The organism is Streptomyces sp. NPDC005899, from assembly GCF_040629645.1.
Classification (GTDB): Bacteria; Actinomycetota; Actinomycetes; order Streptomycetales; family Streptomycetaceae; genus Streptomyces.
Map to the genome: position 1 here is coordinate 13,567 of NZ_JBEXWB010000005.1, position 19,720 is coordinate 33,286.

The 19,720-nt window shown below is 66.7% G+C and carries 19 protein-coding genes and 3 tRNA genes; 5 read left to right on the top strand and 17 right to left on the bottom strand.

Translation table 11 applies throughout. The features are described from left to right. Positions 1-103: 103 nt before the first annotated feature. The 3 genes from nusG to ABZ371_RS01350 all read right to left on the bottom strand — a co-directional run bounded on the left by nusG (position 104) and on the right by ABZ371_RS01350 (position 1,538). Positions 104-997 (bottom strand): transcription termination/antitermination protein NusG, encoded by an 894-nt coding sequence (nusG, locus tag ABZ371_RS01340; protein ID WP_358672523.1) that lies wholly within the window; start codon positions 995-997, stop codon positions 104-106. A gap of 74 nt (positions 998-1,071) precedes the next feature. Next, on the bottom strand, positions 1,072-1,359 hold the full coding sequence (secE, locus tag ABZ371_RS01345) for a preprotein translocase subunit SecE (RefSeq protein ID WP_358672524.1): 288 nt from the start codon (positions 1,357-1,359) through the stop codon (positions 1,072-1,074). Positions 1,360-1,465: 106 nt separating this feature from the next. Next, a tRNA-Trp gene (locus ABZ371_RS01350) sits at positions 1,466-1,538 on the bottom strand. Positions 1,539-1,752: 214 nt separating this feature from the next. Here ABZ371_RS01350 and ABZ371_RS01355 point away from each other — a divergent pair. Continuing rightward, on the top strand, positions 1,753-2,979 hold the full coding sequence (locus ABZ371_RS01355) for a pyridoxal phosphate-dependent aminotransferase (RefSeq protein ID WP_358672525.1): 1,227 nt from the start codon (positions 1,753-1,755) through the stop codon (positions 2,977-2,979). Between the two features lie 122 nt (positions 2,980-3,101). Continuing rightward, positions 3,102-4,115: an adenosine deaminase gene (locus ABZ371_RS01360; protein WP_358672526.1), complete on the top strand. Its 1,014-nt coding sequence runs from the start codon at positions 3,102-3,104 to the stop codon at positions 4,113-4,115. 123 nt (positions 4,116-4,238) lie between these two features. Here the strand turns inward: ABZ371_RS01360 and ABZ371_RS01365 are convergent, their stop codons facing one another. The 6 genes from ABZ371_RS01365 to ABZ371_RS01390 form a co-directional block, all read right to left on the bottom strand. Then, a complete protein-coding gene (locus tag ABZ371_RS01365; protein WP_358672527.1) occupies positions 4,239-5,294 on the bottom strand; it encodes a UDP-N-acetylmuramate dehydrogenase in 1,056 nt (351 codons plus the stop codon). A gap of 265 nt (positions 5,295-5,559) precedes the next feature. Continuing rightward, positions 5,560-5,988: a MaoC family dehydratase gene (locus ABZ371_RS01370; protein WP_358672528.1), complete on the bottom strand. Its 429-nt coding sequence runs from the start codon at positions 5,986-5,988 to the stop codon at positions 5,560-5,562. Further along, a complete protein-coding gene (locus tag ABZ371_RS01375) occupies positions 5,988-6,440 on the bottom strand; it encodes a MaoC family dehydratase N-terminal domain-containing protein (protein ID WP_358672529.1) in 453 nt (150 codons plus the stop codon). Before ABZ371_RS01375 ends, ABZ371_RS01370 begins: the two co-directional genes overlap by 1 nt. Positions 6,441-6,543: 103 nt before the next feature. Continuing rightward, positions 6,544-6,708 (bottom strand): 50S ribosomal protein L33, encoded by a 165-nt coding sequence (rpmG, locus tag ABZ371_RS01380; RefSeq protein WP_003956487.1) that lies wholly within the window; start codon positions 6,706-6,708, stop codon positions 6,544-6,546. 89 nt (positions 6,709-6,797) lie between these two features. Then, positions 6,798-6,870, bottom strand: a tRNA-Met gene (locus ABZ371_RS01385). A gap of 45 nt (positions 6,871-6,915) precedes the next feature. Beyond that, a tRNA-Thr gene (locus ABZ371_RS01390) sits at positions 6,916-6,988 on the bottom strand. Between the two features lie 303 nt (positions 6,989-7,291). On the opposite strand from ABZ371_RS01390, the gene ABZ371_RS01395 reads away from it, so the two are divergent. Together ABZ371_RS01395 and ABZ371_RS01400 are read left to right on the top strand one after the other, a co-directional pair. Next, positions 7,292-8,560: a hydrolase gene (locus tag ABZ371_RS01395; protein ID WP_358672530.1), complete on the top strand. Its 1,269-nt coding sequence runs from the start codon at positions 7,292-7,294 to the stop codon at positions 8,558-8,560. Between the two features lie 34 nt (positions 8,561-8,594). Continuing rightward, entirely contained in the window at positions 8,595-9,251 is a 657-nt protein-coding gene (locus ABZ371_RS01400) for an SDR family oxidoreductase (protein WP_358672531.1), read from the top strand. Between the two features lie 36 nt (positions 9,252-9,287). Here the strand turns inward: ABZ371_RS01400 and ABZ371_RS01405 are convergent, their stop codons facing one another. Further along, positions 9,288-9,644 (bottom strand): hypothetical protein, encoded by a 357-nt coding sequence (locus tag ABZ371_RS01405; protein WP_358672532.1) that lies wholly within the window; start codon positions 9,642-9,644, stop codon positions 9,288-9,290. 218 nt (positions 9,645-9,862) lie between these two features. Beyond that, positions 9,863-10,210, bottom strand: a complete 348-nt coding sequence (locus ABZ371_RS01410) for a DUF1330 domain-containing protein (RefSeq protein ID WP_358672533.1) — start codon at positions 10,208-10,210, stop codon at positions 9,863-9,865. Positions 10,211-10,946: 736 nt separating this feature from the next. Here ABZ371_RS01410 and ABZ371_RS01415 point away from each other — a divergent pair. Further along, on the top strand, positions 10,947-11,261 hold the full coding sequence (locus tag ABZ371_RS01415; protein ID WP_358672534.1) for a hypothetical protein: 315 nt from the start codon (positions 10,947-10,949) through the stop codon (positions 11,259-11,261). Positions 11,262-11,676: 415 nt separating this feature from the next. On the opposite strand, the gene ABZ371_RS01420 is transcribed toward ABZ371_RS01415, so the two are convergent. From ABZ371_RS01420 to ABZ371_RS01445, 6 genes are all read right to left on the bottom strand, one after another. After that, positions 11,677-12,765 carry a DNA cytosine methyltransferase gene (locus ABZ371_RS01420; protein WP_358672535.1) on the bottom strand — a complete coding sequence of 363 codons (1,089 nt, stop codon included), beginning with the start codon at positions 12,763-12,765 and terminating at the stop codon, positions 11,677-11,679. Next, the gene (locus tag ABZ371_RS01425; RefSeq protein WP_358672536.1) at positions 12,762-13,928 is read right to left on the bottom strand and encodes a DNA cytosine methyltransferase; all 1,167 of its coding nucleotides are present in this window, start codon (positions 13,926-13,928) and stop codon (positions 12,762-12,764) included. The genes ABZ371_RS01420 and ABZ371_RS01425 overlap by 4 nt, the downstream gene beginning before the upstream one ends. Positions 13,929-14,080: 152 nt before the next feature. Further along, positions 14,081-15,076, bottom strand: a complete 996-nt coding sequence (locus ABZ371_RS01430; RefSeq protein ID WP_358672567.1) for a hypothetical protein — start codon at positions 15,074-15,076, stop codon at positions 14,081-14,083. 200 nt (positions 15,077-15,276) lie between these two features. After that, a complete protein-coding gene (locus ABZ371_RS01435) occupies positions 15,277-16,986 on the bottom strand; it encodes an AAA family ATPase (protein WP_358672537.1) in 1,710 nt (569 codons plus the stop codon). Positions 16,987-17,729: 743 nt separating this feature from the next. Next, positions 17,730-18,395: a YdcF family protein gene (locus tag ABZ371_RS01440; RefSeq protein ID WP_358672538.1), complete on the bottom strand. Its 666-nt coding sequence runs from the start codon at positions 18,393-18,395 to the stop codon at positions 17,730-17,732. After that, entirely contained in the window at positions 18,392-19,186 is a 795-nt protein-coding gene (locus ABZ371_RS01445) for a GntR family transcriptional regulator (protein ID WP_358672539.1), read from the bottom strand. The genes ABZ371_RS01440 and ABZ371_RS01445 overlap by 4 nt, the downstream gene beginning before the upstream one ends. Between the last annotated feature and the right edge of the window lie 534 nt (positions 19,187-19,720).

The window sequence follows — 19,720 nt, forward strand, 5'->3', positions numbered from 1 at the left end:
ATAACGGGTATAGCTGCGCGACCAAAAACCGAGCAGGTCAGACCAGCTGCGAAGCCGGTCTGACCTGCTCGGTAGGCATGTGTCCAGAAGCGGGCGGAAGCCGCTAGTTCTTCTGGATCTGGTCGAAGCTGAGCTCGACCGGGGTCTCGCGACCGAAGATCTCGACGAGGCCCTTGACCTTCTTCGAGTCGGCGTTGATCTCGTTGATCGTCGCCTGCAGCGTCGCGAACGGGCCGTCGGTGACCGTGACCGAGTCGCCCACCTCGAAGTCCAGCACCTGCACCTCGACCTTGCGGGCCGGAGCCGGCTTGCCCTCGGCCTCGGCCGCCTCGCGGGCCGCCTTCTCCTCGGCCTCGGGGGCGAGCATCTTGACGATCTCGTCCAGGGTCAGCGGGTACGGGTCGTAGGCGTTGCCCACGAAGCCGGTGACGCCGGGCGTGTTGCGCACGACACCCCACGACTCGTTCGTCAGGTCCATACGCACCAGGACGTAACCCGGGAGCTTGTTCTGACGGACGTTCTTCCGCTCGCCGTTCTTGATCTGGACGATCTCTTCCTCGGGCACCTCGGCCTGGTAGATGAAGTCCTCGACGTTGAGCGAGACGGCGCGCTGCTCCAGGTTCGCCTTCACGCGCTTCTCGTAGCCGGCGTAGGTGTGGATGACGTACCACTCACCGGGGAGGCCGCGCAGCTCTTCGCGCAGGGCGGTGACGGCGTCGACGGGGGCGGCCGGCTCGGCGAGCTCCTCGTCCTCGTCACCCTCGGCGTCCTCGGCCTCCGGCTCGCCGGACGCGGCGGCCTCCTCGGCCTCCGCCTCCTCGTCGGACCCGACGTGCACGGCGTCCTGCTCGGCGGGCTCGCCCGCGGCGGCGTCAGCAGCTTCGACCTGGTCCGGGGCCACGGCATCCGCCGCCTCGACGATGTCGAGCTGGTCCTCGGCGGACTCGACGGCGCTCGCCGTGGGCTCGGCGTCGTCGTTCAGGTTCGGGTCAGACACGATGGCTGCTTCTTCCTGGATACATATGGGTGGAACATGCGAAAGGGGCGCCGACGAGGCGCCCTCCGCGGGGATCAGCCGAAGACGTACTTGATGACCCGCGCAAAACCGAAGTCAATCACGGTGACGAGACCGATCATGACGACCACGAACGCGATCACGACGGCCGTGTACGTGGTGAGCTGGCTGCGCGTCGGCCATACGACCTTGCGGAGCTCGGCGACGATCTGGCGGTAGAACAACGCGAGGCGGCCCAGCGGGCCCTTCTTGCCGCGCTTGCCACCCTTGCGGTTCTTCTTCTTCGACTCGGGGGCTTCGTCCTCGGCATCAGGCATGTCGATGGAGCCCACGGCGTCCGTCACGCTACTCACCTGATTCCGGGTCATGGCCGTGCCGCGCCCGGTGGAGCCGCACGGCGGTGCATTGAAGTACGTACATGCGCACACATCCTGGCGAAGGAGTGTGTAGCAGGGCCGGAGGGACTTGAACCCCCAACCGCTGGTTTTGGAGACCAGTGCTCTACCAATTGAGCTACGACCCTTTGTGGTATCCACCAACCTACCGCATCCTCCCCGGTGGGCCGGGTGGGAAAACGGTGCGGCTGATGAAGGCCAACGACAGGTGAGTGTACGTGCTCAGGGGCGCCGCGTCGAACAGACAACTACCGACCGGTGCTGTCCGGATGCTGTCCGGCTCCTGTCCGGACCCTGAAACCCGTGTACCCGGGCCGATTCCGGTCTGCGAGCATGGGGGGCATGAGCGCTGCAACTTCTCCCACCGAGCGCCGGGTCTCCGCCCGCATCGGTGCGATCTCCGAGTCCGCCACCCTCGCCGTCGACGCCAAGGCGAAGGCCCTCAAGGCCGCCGGGCGCCCGGTGATCGGCTTCGGCGCCGGTGAGCCCGACTTCCCGACCCCCGGGTACATCGTCGAGGCCGCCGTCGAGGCCTGCCGCAACCCGAAGTACCACCGCTACACGCCGGCGGGCGGGCTCCCCGAGCTCAAGGCCGCCATCGCGGAGAAGACGCTGCGCGACTCGGGCTACGAGGTCGACGCCTCGCAGATCCTGGTGACCAACGGCGGCAAGCAGGCCATCTACGAGGCGTTCGCCGCGATCCTCGACCCGGGCGACGAGGTCATCGTCCCCGCCCCCTACTGGACGACCTACCCCGAGTCCATCCGTCTGGCGGGCGGCGTCCCGGTCGACGTCGTCGCCGACGAGACCACCGGCTACCGGGTCACCGTCGAGCAGCTCGAGGCCGCCCGCACCGAGCGCACCAAGGTCGTCCTGTTCGTCTCGCCGTCCAACCCGACCGGCGCGGTCTACAGCGAGGCCGACACCGAGGCCATCGGCCGCTGGGCCGTCGAGCACGGCCTGTGGGTCATGACCGACGAGATCTACGAGCACCTGGTCTACGGGGACGCGACGTTCACCTCGCTCCCGGCGGTCGTGCCCGAGCTGCGCGACAAGTGCATCGTGGTCAACGGGGTCGCGAAGACGTACGCCATGACCGGCTGGCGGGTGGGCTGGATCGTCGGCCCCAAGGACGTCGTGAAGGCCGCGACCAACCTCCAGTCGCACGCCACCTCCAACGTGAGCAACGTCGCGCAGGTCGCCGCGCTCGCCGCCGTCTCCGGCCCGCTGGACGCGGTCGCCGAGATGCGGACCGCCTTCGACCGCCGCCGCAGGACGATCGTGCGGATGCTCAACGAGATCGAGGGCGTCTACTGCCCCGAGCCCGAGGGCGCGTTCTACGTGTACCCGTCGGTCAAGGGCCTGCTGGGCAAGGAGATCCGCGGCAAGCGCCCGGCCGACTCCGTCGAGCTCGCCGCCCTCGTCCTGGACGAGGCGGAGGTCGCCGTCGTGCCCGGCGAGGCGTTCGGTACGCCCGGTTACCTGCGGCTGTCGTACGCCCTGGGCGACGACGACCTCGCGGAAGGCGTCTCGCGCATCCAGAAGCTGCTGGGCGAGGCCCGCGACTGACCGGCGCGCTCCCCTCGCTGATCGGCCCCCGGCTCCGGCCGGGGGCCGTTTTTCTGTTCGACGGACAACTCAGGGGGGAATCCGGCTACCGCTCGCGGGGGTGTCTGCGGCAAGATCCTGCAATGGAGCGTGACGTACGGCTGTTGCCCAAGGCCCACCTGCACCTGCACTTCACCGGGTCGATGCGGCCGTCGACCCTGCTGGAGCTCGCGGACAAGTACGGGGTCCACCTGCCCGACGCGCTGACCGGCGGGGAGCCACCGGAGCTGCGGGCGACCGACGAGCGCGGCTGGTTCCGCTTCCAGCGCCTCTACGACATCGCCCGCTCCTGTCTGCGGGCCCCCGAGGACATCCAGCGGCTGGTGCGCGAGGCGGCCATGGAGGACGTCGCCGACGGTTCGGGGTGGCTGGAGATCCAGGTCGACCCCACCTCGTACGCCCCCCTGCTCGGCGGGCTCATCCCGGCCATCGAGATCATCCTGGACGCCGTGGACGCCGCCTCCCGCGAGACGGGGCTCGGCATCCGGGTCCTGATCGCGGCGAACCGCATGAAGCATCCGCTGGACGCCCGGACGCTGGCCCGGCTCGCCGTGCGGTACGCCGACCGCGGTGTCATCGGCTTCGGGCTCTCCAACGACGAGCGCCGTGGCCTGGCCCGCGACTTCGACCGCGCCTTCGCCATCGCCCGCGAGGGCGGCCTGCTCGCGGCGCCCCACGGCGGCGAACTCGCCGGCCCCTCCAGCGTGCGGGACTGCCTGGACGACCTCGACGCGGCCCGGATCGGCCACGGTGTGCGCGCGGCCGAGGACCCCGGGCTGATGCGCCGACTGGCCGAACGCGGGGTGACCTGCGAGGTGTGCCCCGCCTCGAACGTGGCGCTCGGCGTCTACGAGAAGCCCGCGGACGTCCCCCTGCGCACCCTGTTCGACGCGGGCGTCCCCATGGCGCTCGGCGCGGACGACCCGTTGCTCTTCGGCTCCCGGCTGGCCGCCCAGTACGAGCTGGTCCGCCAGCACCACGGTTTCGACGACACGGAGCTGGCCGAGCTGGCACGGCAGTCCGTCCGGGGGTCGGCGGCGCCCGACGACGTCCGGAAGAGGCTTCTGAGCGGGATCGACGACTGGCTCGACGACTGACGCGGGCCGGCGCCGGCCGGCCACGCGGAGCCGTCGCCACGGTGGGCGGTGCCCCGCCGCGCACGGCCCCCCGGGCCGGGAGTGCCCCGGGCCGAGGGCCGGCCTCGGGGGGCGTCCCGCCGATTACAGGCTGACGCCGACCGTCACCGGTTCGTTGACGAGGGTGATCCCGAAGGCGCTGTGGACGCCCGCGACGACTTCCCGGGCCAGGGCGAGCAGGTCCTCGGTGGTCGCGTGGCCCCGGTTGGTGAGGGCGAGCGTGTGCTTGGTGGAGATGCGGGCGGGGCCCGTGCCGTAGCCCTTGGTGAAGCCCGCCTTGTCGATGAGCCAGGCGGCGGAGGTCTTCACCAGGCCGTCACCCGCGGGGAAGGCGGGGGGTGTGACGTCCTCGCCGAGGCGCTCCCGCGCGCGCGCGAGGAAGGCCGCGTGCGCGGCCTCGTCCAGGATCGGGTTGGTGAAGAACGAACCGGCCGACCACGTGTCGTGGTCCTCCGGGTCCAGCACCATGCCCTTGCCGGCCCGTAGGCGCAGGACCGTCTCGCGGGCCGCCTCGGCCGGCACCCGGTCACCCTGTTCGACGCCCATGGCACGGGCCGTCTCGGGGTACCGCAGGGGCGCGGACCGGCCGCCCGCGTCCTCCAGCGCGAAGCGGACGCGCAGGACCACGAAGCGGTCGGGCTCCGCCTTGAAGCGGCTGTGGCGGTAGGAGAACGCGCACTCCTCGTTCGAGAGGGTGACCGTCTCCCGGGCGTGCCGGTCGTAGGCGACGACCTCGGTGATGACCGAGGACACCTCCTGGCCGTACGCCCCCACGTTCTGGATGGGTGTGGCACCGGCGGACCCCGGGATCCCGGCGAGGCACTCGATCCCCGCCAGGCCCGACTCGACGGTGCGGGCCACGGCGTCGGTCCAGACCTCTCCGGCGGCCAGCTCCAGCGTCGTACCGGAGAGCTCGAAGCCCTCGGTCGCGATGCGCAGGGCGGTGCCGTCGAAGCCCTTGTCGCCGATGACCAGGTTGGAGCCGCCGCCGATGACCAGCAGCGGGGTGCCGCTGCCGTCGGCCTCGCGGACGGCCTCGACCACCTCGGCGTCGGTGGTGGCCGTCAGGAGGCGGTCGGCGGGACCGCCGAGCCGGAAGGTGGTCAGTGGGGCGAGGGGGGCGTCGTGGAGTTCCTGCACGGGACAAGAGTACGGTCCGTGGCCGCGACGCCCGGGCGGGGCCACGGGCCCCCTCGCGCGGCGGGCCGGGCAGCGCCGCGGCGGGCGCGGCCCGGGCGTGCCCCGGCGGGGAGGGGACCGAGGAGGAGCGGTCGGCCGACCGGCCCTCAGGGCAGGGACGAGAGCTTCCCGGGCACTTCGAGGCTTGGGGCGCTTCGGGGCGCTTCGGGGGGGGAAGCGCCCCTGCACAGCAGCACCGCGGCGGCCCCGGGCCTCCGCCGGCGGCTCAGGCGAGCTGGACCACGGCGCGGGACATGCCGAGCACCTTCTTGCCGTCGCTCATCGCGAGCAGGTCCACCCGCACCCGGTTGTCGTCCAGCAGCGCGGCGACCTTGGCGCTGACCTCGACCGAGGCACCCGTCTCGTCGTTCGGCACGACGACCGGCTTGGTGAAGCGCACTCCGTACTCGACGACCGCGCCCGGGTCGCCGACCCAGTCCGTGACCACCCTGATCGCCTCGGCCATCGTGAACATGCCGTGCGCGATCACATCCGGCAGGCCGACCTCACGGGCGAACTTCTCGTTCCAGTGAATGGGGTTGAAGTCACCCGACGCACCCGCGTACTGCACCAGCGTCGCCCGTGTCACGGGAAACGTCCGCGCCGGCAGCTCCGTACCGACCTCGACGTCCCCGTACGCGATTCCCGCAGCCATCACGCCTCCTCGGCGGCACGTGCCACCAGCTTCGTCCACGCGGTCACGACGTGCTCACCGGACTCGTCGTGCACCTCGCCCCTGACGTCCACGACGTCGTTGCCCGCCAGCGACTTGATCGACTCGATCGTCGAGGTGACCGTCAGCCGGTCCCCCGCGCGCACCGGGCGTGTGTAAGCGAACTTCTGGTCGCCGTGCACCACACGGCTGTAGTCCAGGCCCAGCTGCGGGTCCCGCACCACCTCGCCGGCGGCCTTGAAGGTGACCGAGAAGACGAACGTGGGCGGGGCGATCACGTCCGGGTGCCCCAGGGCCTTGGCGGCCTCCGGGTCCACATAGGCGGGGTTGTCGTCCCCCACCGCCTCCGCGAACTCCCGGATCTTCTCCCGGCCGACCTCGTACGCCGGGGTGGGCGGATAGGTCCGCCCCACGAAGGACTGGTCGAGCGCCATGAGCCCGCTACCTCCTATGTAGAAGTCGAAAGGGGCGAGGAACAACCCCGTACAACGACACGAGGCCGCCCCCAGTGGGGACGGCCTCGTGTACGAGCCTGATTCAGCGCGTTTCGCGGTGCGCCGTGTGCGAGTTGCAGCGCGGGCAGTGCTTCTTCATCTCAAGACGGTCCGGGTTGTTACGCCGGTTCTTCTTGGTGATGTAGTTCCGCTCCTTGCACTCCACGCAGGCCAGCGTGATCTTCGGGCGGACGTCGGTGGCAGCCACGTGAGTGCTCCTTGGACGGACGGATGGACGGATGAACGCAAAAAAGAGTAGCCGATCGAAGGACCGACCCCACAATCGGCTACCGTAAGTAGCGGTGACCGGACTTGAACCGGTGACACAGCGATTATGAGCCGCTTGCTCTACCGACTGAGCTACACCGCTTTGATGACGAGCTTCCCCGCCGAAGCGGGGTCACCCGATCACCAGAGCCCCAATGCGGAATCGAACCGCAGACCTTCTCCTTACCATGGAGACGCTCTACCGACTGAGCTATTGGGGCGAGCGAGGAAGACATTACACGGTCTGTCGCCGATCGCCCAAATCCGTTTCCGTCGCCCCTGGCCGGGCCTTGATCGGCCCCCTCCGGGCACCCGCCCCGGACCCTCCCAAGAGCCTCTGAGCAGGCCATGCTCCGTCACGCGGCCCCCTCCCCCACCGCCCAGGAGGCTCCCTGCGGCCGGCCCGTCCCAGGCGTCACACAACACCACATTCGTACGACTATTCCGCTCCTCCTCGGTGCGGAGCCGGCGCCCCCCTAAGCTCGGCCCACTCCGAGTGATCTTGTCCCCCTCCCAGGAGCGCCATGCCCGACAACCGGCCGCGGCGGCCAGACGACGACGCGCCCGGCCCCGGCGCCCCGGCCGACACCTCCGCACTCCTGATGGGCGGCGCCAGGCTCGCGGACGGGCGCGCCGTCGACGTACGGATCAGCGACGGGCGCATCGAGGCCGTCGGCACCGCGGGCAGCCTCACCACCCACGGCACCCGCCTCGACCTGCGCGGCTACCTGCTCCTGCCGGCCCCCGCCGAACCCCACGCGCACGGCGACACCGCCCTCACCGCCGTCACGGAGGGGGCCGGACCGGCCTCCCGCCGCCCCGAGGACATCCGGCGCCGAGCCACCGAAGCGGCTCTCCTCCAGCTCAGCCACGGCGCCACCGCCGTCCGCGCCCACGTGCGCGTCGGAGACGTACAGGGCCTGGCCTCACTGGAAGCCGTCCTCGACGCCCGCCGCTCCCTGCGCGGCCTCGTCGACGTGACCGCCGTCGCCGTGCCCCGGCTCCTCACCGGCATCGCGGGCGCCGACGGGCTCGCCATGCTGCGCGAGGCCGTGGAGATGGGCGCGGGGGTGGTCGGCGGCTGCCCCGACCTCGATCCCGACCCGGCCGGTTACGGCGAGGCCGTCCTGGACCTCGCCGCCGCCCACGGCCGCCCCGTCGACCTCCACACCGACGGCGAGGACCCCGCCCGCCTCGCCCGGCTCGCCGCCATGGCGGGCGGGCTGCGCCCCGGTGTCAGCCTCGGCCCGTGCGCGGGCCTGTCCCGGCTCCCCGAAGACGCGGCCGCCCGCACCGCCGACCAACTGGCCGCCGCCGCGGTGACGGTGGTCTGCCTCCCCCAGGGCGCCTGCGCCGGCGCCCTCGTCCGCGGGACGGCGCCGGTGGACCTGCTGCGGGCCGCCGGCGTGCGTGTGGCGGCGGGCAGCGGCGCGCTGCGTGACGCCGCCAACCCCGTGGGACGCGGCGACCCCCTGGAAGCCGCCTACCTCCTGGCCTCCCAGAGCGGACTCGGCCCCGAACACGCCTACGACGCCGTGTCGGCCACCGCCAGGGCGGTCATGGGCCTGCCCGGCGTACGCATCGAGGCGGGCTTCCCGGCCGAACTGCTCGCCGTACGCGGCGACCGGCTGTCCGGGGCGCTCTCCCTCGCGTACAGCAGGATCGTGATCCACCGCGGACGCGTGGTCGCACGGACGAGCGCCGTGCGCGAGTACTGCGCCTCCGAAGCGGCCGCCGCACTGGACGTCCCCCGCCAGGGGCGCACCGATTCCGGTCCGGGCGGCGGGCCTTGAGCACCGGCGAGCGCAGCGGCGTACGGTCGTAGGCATGCGCATTGTCATTGCAGGAGGACACGGTCAGATCGCGCTCCGGCTCGGGCGGCTGCTCGCCGCGCGCGGCGACGAGGCGATCGGCATCATCCGCAAGCCGGAGCAGAGCGAGGATCTGCGCGAAGCCGGCACCGAACCCGTGGTCCTCGACCTCGAGTCGGCCACGACGGAGGAGGTCGCCGAGGTGCTCCGCGGCGCCGACGCGGCGGTCTTCGCGGCCGGTGCCGGGCCCAACAGCGGCACGGAACGCAAGGACACCGTGGACCGCGGTGCGGCCGTCCTCTTCGCGGACGCGGCGGAACAGGCGGGCGTACGCCGCTATCTCGTCGTGTCCTCCATGGGAGCCGACCCCGACCACCCCGGCCACGAGGTCTTCGACGCCTACCTGCGCGCCAAGGGCGAGGCGGACGCGTACGTACGGTCGCGGCCGAACCTCGACTGGACGATCCTGCGCCCCGGAATGCTGGTCAACGACGCCGGCACGGGTCAGGTGCTGCTCGCCTCCTCGACGGGCCGCGGTCCGGTCCCGCGCGACGATGTGGCCGCGGCCCTCCTGGAGTTGCTGGACACCCCGGCGACGGCGGGTCTCACCCTGGAGCTGATCTCGGGGCAGGTGCCCGTGACGGTGGCGGTGAAGGACGTGGCGGGCAACTGAGCCCGTGGGCCGGGTGGGAACGTCCGGCCGGCCGGGTCAGCCGGCGATCCAGGGCACACGGCAGGCGTGCGGAGCCGCGCCCTCCGGGCAGAGGGCCCTGATCACGGCCTCGCGGACCGCCCGCCAGGTCCGCAGCGAGCACACCAGGCGGACCCGCACCTTGACCGCTTCCCGCTCCCCGGCGCCCTCTCCGGGATGCTCCCAGGCCCACTGCTCCGCCAGGAAGTCGTACACGTCGGCGGTCGTCGACCCGTCCCCGTCGAGGGTGTGCGAGACGGTCTCGCCGACGATCCGGGCGCTGCGGGACGCCACCGCCCGATGGACGAGACCTCTGGCCCACGCCAGTCCCTGATCGTCCGCGTACAGACCGAAGTCCAAGGTGCGTACGTACATGGGCGACCGGCCCGCCTTCCTCGTCGGCCTTCGGTATCGGTTCCTCGGTACCGGCTCCGCCGTATCGGCTCCCCGGTATCTGCTCCTGCGCACCGGCTCCGCCGTGGGTGCCGCTCGGTGACCGCGTGCACGGTAGCCGGCCGCGTGAGGGGCCGTCCTGCCCTTTCCCGCTCGGGCTCACGCGTCACCCCGTCCTCGCAGCCGGCCCGGCCCGGTGACTACTCGGCGGACAGGGCTTCCCGCATCGCCTTGGCGCTGTTCGCCGGGTCATAACCCGGAGGAACGCCGTCGACCAGGATGATGTCGCCCTGGATGTGCCGTGACCGCAGCGGCGCGATCTCCTGGTAGGCGGGCGAGTCCCACCAGGCCCGCGCCTCCGCGATGCCCGGGAAGCCGATCAGCACCACGCTGCCGGGCCACGTGCCCTCCTTCACCTCGTGCTGCGCGAAGTGCACGAGGAAGCGGCCGCCGTAGGGCTCGAAGGTGGCGGGGATGCGCTCGACGTACTCGACGATGTCCGGGTGCGGGGTGGCGTCCTGGAGGTGGGCTATGGCGTAGGCGGGCATGGCGTCCTTCCGGTCGATCGGGCTCCGTACGCCGCCGATCCTGGCACGCGGGTGCGCCGGGGTCGATGTCCTGGGAGTGACCGGCCGGCCCTCGCCGCGGATGCCGGGCGGTCGGGCGCCGAACAGCGACCGGCGCCGGACTGGCCGGCCCTCGCCGCGGGTGCCGGGCGGTCGGGCGCCGAACAGCGACCGGCGCCGGACTGTCCCGGAGCCCTGCCGGGGGCCCCGGGGCAGCCATGGAGGGCCCCGGGGAACAGCGGGGGAACACCCTCTGAGCGCGGGTGGGACTCGGGCGGCCCGAAGCGGGATACGGGACCGACCGGCACGGCCCGCAGCACGCGTCCACACATGCAGAAACCCCGTCCGACCTGCGGTTTAAGCAGGTCGGACGGGGTTTCCCGTCCTGTGGCGGCGCCAGGGTTCGAACCTGGGTAGGCTGAGCCGGCAGATTTACAGCGGGCCCGGTTCACCATCTATGACCTGCGGCCTTCTGTGTGCCGTCCCCTGTCGGGGGACACCTGGGGAAGCAGAGTCAGAGCAAGGGCCTGCGCAGACAGCTATGGCGGCTGGATGATCACCGCTTTAGGAGTTCGATCGCTCCTCGGGACCACTGGGGAACGACACGGCCACGCTGGCCATGCCAGGCTGCCTGGGAATGCTGGCGTCCGGCGCCGTTGATTTCACTTGTGGATGTCACAACGTCCCAACTACCTGCGTTCGTTGGCACGATGGTTCCGTGGACGACCTGGAGCGCATCGCGGCAGAGATCACGGCGTACTACCGAGCACTCGACGAGTGCGCCACTCAGCGGCACCACTTCCGCCACACTGACGAAGAAGGCGGCCTCTGGTACATCGAGGCCGTACCCGATCGCGGCGAGTTGATCGTCATCAAGCAGGCCGAGCTGACCGCGGCCGGCCAGCTCCACCGATACAGCTGGGAGCACCTGGAGGACGAGCACGGCGGCCTGACAGACCAAGCAATCGATCCTGAACAGGATCCGCTGGAGGCCATCCCGGCCGAAGAGTTCCAGCGCGTGTGGACTCGGTGAGCGGTCTGGACAACCACTTTAGGAGAGAGGGCGGGAGATCTCGTGCCTGAGCTGGGGCTTCGCCGACCGAGGTTGCGGACGGGGACTCGACTGCGGGGCACCGATGTTGACCGTGGCCGACCCCTGCATCTGGCACGGTTATGGCACGAACCCCAGCCGACGAAAGTCAGCCACGACGGCAGGTGCGCCGACCGACCAGGCGCGCGTATGCCTCGCCGCACCCCCACCAACCTCAGCCACGCTATCGGGTGTCGGCGGTCAGTCCTTCCGCGGCGAGCGGAGCGGCACACGGCTCCGGAGGCCTCAACTGCATCACTCGTAAACACTGGTCAGACGGATGTGAATCTTGCGACTAACTCCCTCTGTCCACATATAGTCCACGGATCGTGCTGACGCTTCAGAGCTCAAAACCTGCTTAAACAGCAGCGACGCCAGCACCCCACAAGGACATCTGTACCGGTTCGGAGTCGCCAGGCGTCTGATTTCCGGAAAGGGCTGACTTGATGCTCTGCCCAATCGCTTGTGCGAGCAAGGGGGGCACCGCATTGCCGATCAATCTTGCGCCTTCCTCGCGATTTCCAAGGAAGACAAAATCATCTGGAAATGACTGAAGGCGGGCCCCTTCGCGAAGAGTGATAGTCCGATGCTCTTCCGGATGGCCGAACTTGCCGCGGGTGAAACTGTCGAACCGTGCCGTAATCGTCACCGCCGGCTCATCCCACGACAGGCGTCCGTACGTGTCAAGGTGGCGGTGGTTCCCCTGGTGGCATGCGAGCTGGAGGTGCTTTGGAAGGTACTCCCGGCCGCCCCCAGGTGGGACGTGCTTGATCCGTTCGATGTTGAGGTCGCTCAGCCTAGCTTCCCTGTAGTGGTTCGCTAGAGACGGATGACTCGACCCATCTGCGGGTGGCGACGGAAGGTCTCGAATGGCATCCCCCACTGTGCGTGGGGAAGGGGTAATCGCCGCAGGCCAAGAGAAATTTGTGCCGGCCGGAAGCCCTACTAGGAATGCTCTCCGACGTTTCTGGGGAACGCCATATTGAGAAGCGTCAAGAATTGTTGCATGAACCTGAAATCCGAGATCCTGTGCGGCCTCTTCCACGGCCCTCAAAATATGCTTCCCGCGCACACTTTGGATGGCGGCGACATTTTCCATAAGAAATGCACGAGGCCGCATCTCTTCGAGCCAGTCGAGATACCGAAGGACGAGGAGATTTCTTGGGTCATCTCGATCTCCCCTGCGCTGAAGGGAGAAGCCCTGGCACGGAGGTCCTCCAGCGAGCAAATCGACTTGGCCGCGCTTTAGCCCAGCAAGATCGAGAAGCTCACTCCCGCTGGTAGTGGCGGCGTCAAGTGTTTCTGCACGGCATGAAAGATTCTTGCGATGAGTGTCTACGGCGATCTGGCTGTTATCGAAAGCCAGGCGTACTGAATACCCGGCGCGTGTAAGCCCTAGGCTGAGCCCACCCGCGCCAGCGAATGCATCGATCGCAGTAAGCGTCACTGAGTCAGCAACCCTCCGCGCCTGCGGATACCCGGGATCAGCACCGAGAAGCTGCTACCAACTGGCTTGTCAGCCACCTCGAATAGACCTACCTCGGATTCCACAGGCGGCATACCTGCTGCGATATGTTCACCGAAAGCCTGAGCAGCCAGCGGAGGCACTGCGTTTCCGATCTGCTTGTAACGGTCGTCGAAAGGCCCCTTGAACTGCCAGGTGGCCGGGAACGTCTGTAGGAGTCCGGCTTCCCGTGCAGTCAACCCACGGTCTTGCTCAGGGTGGGCGAATCGTCCGCAACTAGGCGTTCGGCATCGAGCAGTGATGGTCGGCGCCGGGCCAGACCAAGGAAGACGGCCATACACATCCGTATACCCACCGTGGGACCCACGCGTGCGATCCAAGCACTCCGGACCGACCCCAGGGGGTCGCGATCCGCCGTCGTGAGGCACCTGCTTCAAAATCTCGATCGTGGAGGGCCGGTGTCGTGATGTGACATGCATCGGGTCGTCGGGATTTGCCTCACCGCTGGAAATATGGGGTAGCTGGCCAATCCATTCCTTGACGGTGGCAAACGTTTCTGGCGTGTTTCGAATCGAAGGAAACGTTGGCATTTGATGCAAAGAGGCCAGCACCACGGTCCGGAAGCGTTCTTGTGGGACGCCAAGCTGAGCCATATTCATAATCCGCGCTCGAACGTGGTAGCCCACCGTTTCCAGCTTTGAACGAAATTCGTCGAACAAATCCCATGAGCGAGCCGAGACGAGGTCAGCGACGTTTTCAACCATAACGACATCTGGTTTAAGTGTGACCGCCAAATCACCGAAAACGCTGAAGAGTTGGTTCCGCCCCTTGCGGTCGCCACGCGTTTTGACGTGCGACGAGAAGCCCTGGCAAGGCGGTCCTCCAGAGAGCAGGAACGACCGGGAACCGACTGATTCGCGGATTTGGGCTGCCCACGAACGCCGAGCGGCTGGGTCCTGCAGCGTCAGCAGGTCCATGTCGTCTGGCGTGTGGCCGAGGTTGGCAGCGTAAGTAGCGTTGGCCCAACGGTCGTTGTCCGCGGCGTAGACCGCCTCAAACTGGCCTGTTGCTGCCAGGCCGGCCGACATGCCGCCACAACCGCTGAAGAGGTCGGCGTATGCCCAACCGGGTTCACCCTTGTCCATGGGATAGATCCTAAGAGCTCGGACTGACAGCGCGGTCTCTGGCGCACCATCTGAGACCATCGGACCTCGAGGGTGAGCCGGTACAGTCATGGGGACATGACGGCGTGTTGGTAACACAGCATGCCTCACCGATCATCCCGACGTGAGCTAAATCACTGCCTCAGTCTCGCAGTCCACTGACCGATCAGGTCGCTCATCAGATCCGCCCGCGTGGGGTCGACTGCGATGACGTCGACAGAGCACCCTGTGCTGATGCGACCTAGTCTGCGGATGCCTGGCGGGCCATGTAGAGCTGGAGCCACCAGTGCGGCAGCGTCGGCCGCGAATGCTCCAGCGTGAGAGATCAGTTGATATATAGCGTCTTCGGTGACCTTTTCTCCTGACTTCCTATACTTTGCATCGAGTAGTCCGGTCATAGTCGCGCCCCGGATTACGATGTCGGGATCGGCTCTTTTTGCTACAGGTAGTGGATCTCCCTCTAGCGCGTGAAACAAGGGAATTTTCTGTGCTCTCCCATCCGTCACCGTGAAGTCGGTTGGTATCGAATTCCGACAGATGGTGCGCACTGCTTCCTCGAAGATTCGGTCGATGTTCACCCAAGCGCTGAACGGCGAATTCCCTGTATCTCGGAAGTTGAATGGCACACCACGGATCAGGGTCCTAGCTACTTCCAAGGTTTCTTTCAGGCTTGCGCTGACGTTGAGAGAAGGCGACGTAAGAGTTGGTTCGAGAAGCATCTTCGCTCCCGAAAGCATTTGGATGCATCGCTGTACGGCCACTCTTTCCTCATCGTGCTCATTCAGCAGATGCTCGGCCCGGAGGCAAGCTGCCAGTAGATACCTATTTATTTCTGTATCTTCAGTTAGATTGCGATAGCGTATTGCCAGCATGTCGTGTCGTCCGCGGCTCCACAAATTGCGGACTGTTTCGCCGACATGGATTTTTCCTCTGACGCGATTGCTGTAGGCAGAGGTCGCGGTGTACTGCTTCTGTGGTCCTAGTGCCAACTCCTTCTCGATCATGTCGGAAAATGCTCGCGCAACGGAAGCAAGTGGAGGCAGCGTTGATCCGGGTTGTGCCGCTTGTGAGGCTTGTCGTCGGCCACTGGAGGACAAGCTGAGACACGCATCGACAGTTCCAGGAACCATTTCCTCGATAGTGATAACGAGGTTTTCGTGGACGACAAGAGTGCCAGCGTAGGGGCCGATTTCGAGGTCGTAGCCGAAACGATTTGGCCGCACGGAGGCCACTCTGGCTCGAACCCATGAAAGCTTAGACAGCTCTTCGAGGGAGTATCCAGCTTCCTCATGTGTGAGTTGAACGCGTCCGTATGTGGTGGCTCTCACAACTATTCCTCGGATGTTGCGCTATAAGTAGGGCTTTTCCAGACATAACCGTTCTCGATCTGTTCCGGATTAGGGTATGTTGTGATACCGCCGCGGCGAAGGAAGTATCGTAGTGATTCGTTCCAAAGGTCATGTAGGTCGTGTTCGTCGCGCATGCCAACGAATAGGCCGTGCCCGAAGGGGGCATCTGCTGGCAAGCCGTCGAACCACCGAACCACTTGGCCTCGAAGATCATTTGCCATTCCCGAATCCGTCAGGATTGCCTCGAGAGCCTCGCGACTGGGTGGGATTTCAATCTGCCTCAGCCTTCTTACCAATGCGTCGTCCATGTTGATAACGCTTCGGTCAGCAGGATTCATGGTTGCAATGATCACCAGGTTCGGAGCGATTGCTACTCGTTCATTCAGTCCAGGGACTAGGAATGGGCGGTTTCTGTACTCGATGTAGGTGAGGAGCTCGCCTAGGACATTGGCGACATCGGCTCTGCTCAACTCGTCGACGATGAGAACGTGTGTCTTGTCTGGAGAGGCCAGAGCTGCCTCGTTTATCTGCACAAGGGCACCAGGTGAAGGCTCAAAGCCGCCACCGTGGCTCGGGGCGAGTCCGCCCACGAACTCCTCATAGGTGAATGCGGCATGGAATTGCACTGTCAAAATGCGACTGAGGTCTTCTTCCGCCAAGGCCATGGCGACTTCCTGCGCCACTCTTGTCTTCCCTGTCCCGGCTGGGCCTACGAGTGCCATAATCTGGCGATCGCCATAGCGACGGCATTTCTCAACGATGAAGTTTCGGAGCTTATCGTCGGATCGGGACAGCGCGAGTGTTGGCTTCTCCGGAGCTTCTCCGAGCCAGCGTACGTACTCCCCTCGGTCAGTAAACTGTCGCGGCTCAGGGGAGGCATCAATCGTTTCGTCGATTAGAGAAATAAACTCTGGGTTTAGGTAGCGGTAGCCATCCGATCGATCGCGATATTCAAGTAGGAGGTTTTTAAAAGCTGCACGAGAAAACCATGTGTCCAGCCTGTCGGACTGGTTGGCTCCCTTGTCGGGGCGACGAGGGCCGAGGACCTGATCCATGATTGCAGGGTCATTCGGATCGTAGCCGGCCTGCGTACGAGCACTTGCAATCCGGTCGATTGCCGAATCGATCTCTGATTCCATCAAGCACGTTGTGAGACACCGCCCCATCTCTTCCCAATGTAGTTTGTTGTCCAATTTCCTCATCGCGCGCCAGATGGCCAACAGGGGTCTGATGTCGGTTCCCGGCGGATATGCATCACGTGTGAGTGGGTTTGCGAGTTGGTACCTAGCGAGGGTAGGGGCCACCATCTGGGCGAGTTGAGCGCGGTAGGTGCCATAAATCTGCTGGCTGAAGTCATCGATGCGCTGATATTGGTCATTGAGGATGGCGAGTAGATTTTTGCCGATGTCTGTAGACTCCAGCACACCGCTTTCTTCGTATAGAAGGCCGATTCCCCGGAACAAAGCCATGTATGTTCTGAAGCGTTGGTCTGCTTGATCTTGCAACTCGGGCGCCACCTGCTTGCTTCTGATCTGCAAGTTCTTGCGCACTTCTTCGTAAGGCGGTGCCCAACGTGTTCCCGACGCACTCAGCATCGCGTGAAGGGCGGCTGCACCTACATCAGCTGGACGTGCCGTGGCACGTAGGTCTGGTACGACATCACGTCCCGAAAGATCCCAGTGTTCTTGCATGGACGTAGGTTGCCATGCGGAGGATCTTCGCGTGGTGGGTTGCTGAGGACTGAAGCTGTCAGCTGGACACTGCGGCCACCCCTACCCAGGGGTCGGTGTTGGCGGCGAGGATCGCAGCTCGGCTGGTATCCGTCGACGCCATGGATATCAAGCTGGCACCCGCGTCTCACTTGGACCCCCACCTTGTCCTGCTCCCATCCCGTCCGCCGTCGACCCACACACCGTGGAGCGGGCGTGGTTCATGGCGTCCAGGTGGAGCGCGCCACTGTACGAACGACCTGGACGCCATGGGCCGCGTCTGCTCGGCTCTGCCTGGGGCGACGGTGGACGGGATGGGAGCCCACCACGCTCGCCACGATGTGCCCGCGGCCGGGAACGGCGCCCCCTCCCACCCGGTGCCGGCCGATCCCCCGCCGGAGGCATCGTCTGTGACCGTGAGCCGCGAACGTGTCGGGCGCTCGACTCATGACCTCCGGGCCTATCCACAGTGGGCGGGCGTCGGCGCAGCCGGGGCGGAGCGGGCCGAAGGCAGGAGCGGCGCCCCGAGCGGAGCCGGGAGCCCGCCCGGCGGAGCGGAGCGGAGCCGGGTGCTTGATGAGGTAGAGAAAGTTGTACCGCGCGAAAGCCCAACGGTTTTCAAGAGCGTCCCCTACCGCGGGAGGAACCGGCCTCTGACCAGCATCTTTGAGGTTCTTCAGGGCCCGACAGGCTGATTCCTGACCACAGGTTGGCCGCAGGGCCCCTCAGTCGCGTGCCGCCATAGTCGGAACAAGACGGCTCGTGAAGCCATCCGCGACAAGACGCCGATACGCCGCATCGACGTCCGCCGGGATCTCCAGACGAATCATGAACCCTTCATCCGGATAGATCATCAGCCGCTGCTGGGCTCCAACCAGCATGTCAATGACTAGGCGTTCGTCACCGATCGAAGCGATGTACTCCGCGAAGGTCATCGACGCTGAAGCGCAGATCCACTCCACATCGGGCCACAGCTTGCGCGCCGTCGCGTACGCGCGCCGTTCCTCGTAAGGCTTGCAGACAAGCAGGACCGACGACACGGCGACGTCCTGATCAGCAAGCAGCGCGCGTGAGAACCTGACGTTCTCTCCAGTGTTCCGGGCGTCTGGCTCCACGAGGATGGCGTCCGGCGGCACGCCGAGTTCGACGGCCCTCTCCCGGTAGTGCTCCGCCTCGCCGCGCGGCATCCGCTCACGGGTGGTCCGGCTGGTCGCTCCCGTGAAAACGATCAGTGGCACCATGCCGTCGTGGTACAGGGCCGCCGTAGTGTCAGCGACCCCGAGATCATGACTCCCTAGGCCGATGGCGACCGAACATGGGCGCACTTCGTGGCCCATCTGCTGGAAGTCCCAGAGTCGACGCGCGTCCTCCCATGACTGCTGCGAGATCACTTCTCCGCTCCACCTTCCGCCGCCGAGTCGGGCACCTCGAAGTCGTACGTCCATGAAAAGCGCGTAGCCGCGTGCACGCCAAGCGCGAACTCGACCACCGTGCCATCGGCCGTGAATGTCGTTCGATGCAGTTCTACGACCCATTCCCCAGGAGAGAGCTGCAAGAGCTGCACTTCGTCAGGGGTGGGCACCCGGGCGAACAGCGTCTCCCGCATGTGATCGATCTCGTATCCCGCGTCGTACAGCACGCGGAAGCCACCGCCCCTGCCGGCCGGACCCGGAGTCGGGTCGACAATGCGCGTTCCTTCAACGTGCTCCGGGCGGTAGTAGCTGGTCAGGGCGTGAGTGGGCTGCGTCCCTTCCTTGACCAACCGTGCACGGGCGTAGACGTCAGCCCCCTCGGGCAAGCCATGCGCGGCAGCCACTACTGGCGGCGCCGGAACCTTGCTGACCGTCTGAGTCTGCTCGTTACGCCGGTACGAGCGCCCGGACGCCACCCGGTCAGCGATGAAGGCGACTTCATCGCCGTCTCTCCACTTGGCTTTGTCATACCGCTCGATTCCGAGCCGTTTGAGCGGTGGCCGATCGCGGACGACCGTGCCGTGCCCACGGGAAGACGTCACCAGCCCTTCGGCCTCCAGCGCCTTGTAGGCCGCGTGAACAGTGGACTTGGAGCCTTCACCGGCCTCCACCAAGTCCCTGATCTGCGGCAACTGTTGATTGGGGGCGTATTCGCCAGACCGGATCTTCTCTGCAATCCGGTCTGCAAGTTCTCGCCACTTCGGCGCCATGCAGAACCTCCCGTCGACATCGACCAGTGAAGCACAGTCCCAGGACTGTTGACTGTCCTGGGACTGCGTGCCATTGTCTTCTCAAGCGAACCGCAGTCCCAGGACAGCGGCGAGTTAGTGGCCTTCTTTGGGCTGCGCTGATGCACAGGGCGGGGACGCTGCAATCCCGCTAAAGGCCAGGTGGAACAGGGTTTCGGCCCGTACTGGCGAGGTGGCCCGGTGACCGCGAGCAACGGCCGGAGAGTGGGGACGCGGTCCCCCTTGCAGTGATTCACCCTCGTTGACCTCGCCGGAAGGACATCCGATGCACCGACGAAGACCCTGAGCGCCGCCCGTTACGGACCGATCAGCGGCGCATGGACAGCAAGCACAGTCCACCACGGCTCGCAGCACGTCACGCTGCGGCCGGCTGCCTCTCCCGCCCGTCCGTTCCGCGCACTGCGTGGCGACGTACGGACGGGAGTGCGGGGAGGCGGAATCGACTCCAACGGCGCGAGCCCCCGGTGCGGGAACACCGGGGGCTCTGTTCGGGCC

Bases quoted from the DNA above. Each gene is read 5' to 3' on its own strand.
- ABZ371_RS01355 (WP_358672525.1), top strand. From the start codon at position 1,753: ATGAGCGCTGCAACTTCTCCCACCGAGCGCCGGGTCTCCGCCCGCATC.
- ABZ371_RS01360 (WP_358672526.1), top strand. From the start codon at position 3,102: ATGGAGCGTGACGTACGGCTGTTGCCCAAGGCCCACCTGCACCTGCAC.
- ABZ371_RS01370 (WP_358672528.1), bottom strand. From the start codon at position 5,988: ATGGCTGCGGGAATCGCGTACGGGGACGTCGAGGTCGGTACGGAGCTG.
- ABZ371_RS01375 (WP_358672529.1), bottom strand. From the start codon at position 6,440: ATGGCGCTCGACCAGTCCTTCGTGGGGCGGACCTATCCGCCCACCCCG.
- ABZ371_RS01395 (WP_358672530.1), top strand. From the start codon at position 7,292: ATGCCCGACAACCGGCCGCGGCGGCCAGACGACGACGCGCCCGGCCCC.
- ABZ371_RS01400 (WP_358672531.1), top strand. From the start codon at position 8,595: ATGCGCATTGTCATTGCAGGAGGACACGGTCAGATCGCGCTCCGGCTC.
- ABZ371_RS01405 (WP_358672532.1), bottom strand. From the start codon at position 9,644: ATGTACGTACGCACCTTGGACTTCGGTCTGTACGCGGACGATCAGGGA.
- ABZ371_RS01410 (WP_358672533.1), bottom strand. From the start codon at position 10,210: ATGCCCGCCTACGCCATAGCCCACCTCCAGGACGCCACCCCGCACCCG.
- ABZ371_RS01425 (WP_358672536.1), bottom strand. From the start codon at position 13,928: ATGGACAAGGGTGAACCCGGTTGGGCATACGCCGACCTCTTCAGCGGT.
- ABZ371_RS01430 (WP_358672567.1), bottom strand. From the start codon at position 15,076: ATGGTTCCTGGAACTGTCGATGCGTGTCTCAGCTTGTCCTCCAGTGGC.
- ABZ371_RS01435 (WP_358672537.1), bottom strand. From the start codon at position 16,986: ATGCAAGAACACTGGGATCTTTCGGGACGTGATGTCGTACCAGACCTA.
- ABZ371_RS01445 (WP_358672539.1), bottom strand. From the start codon at position 19,186: ATGGCGCCGAAGTGGCGAGAACTTGCAGACCGGATTGCAGAGAAGATC.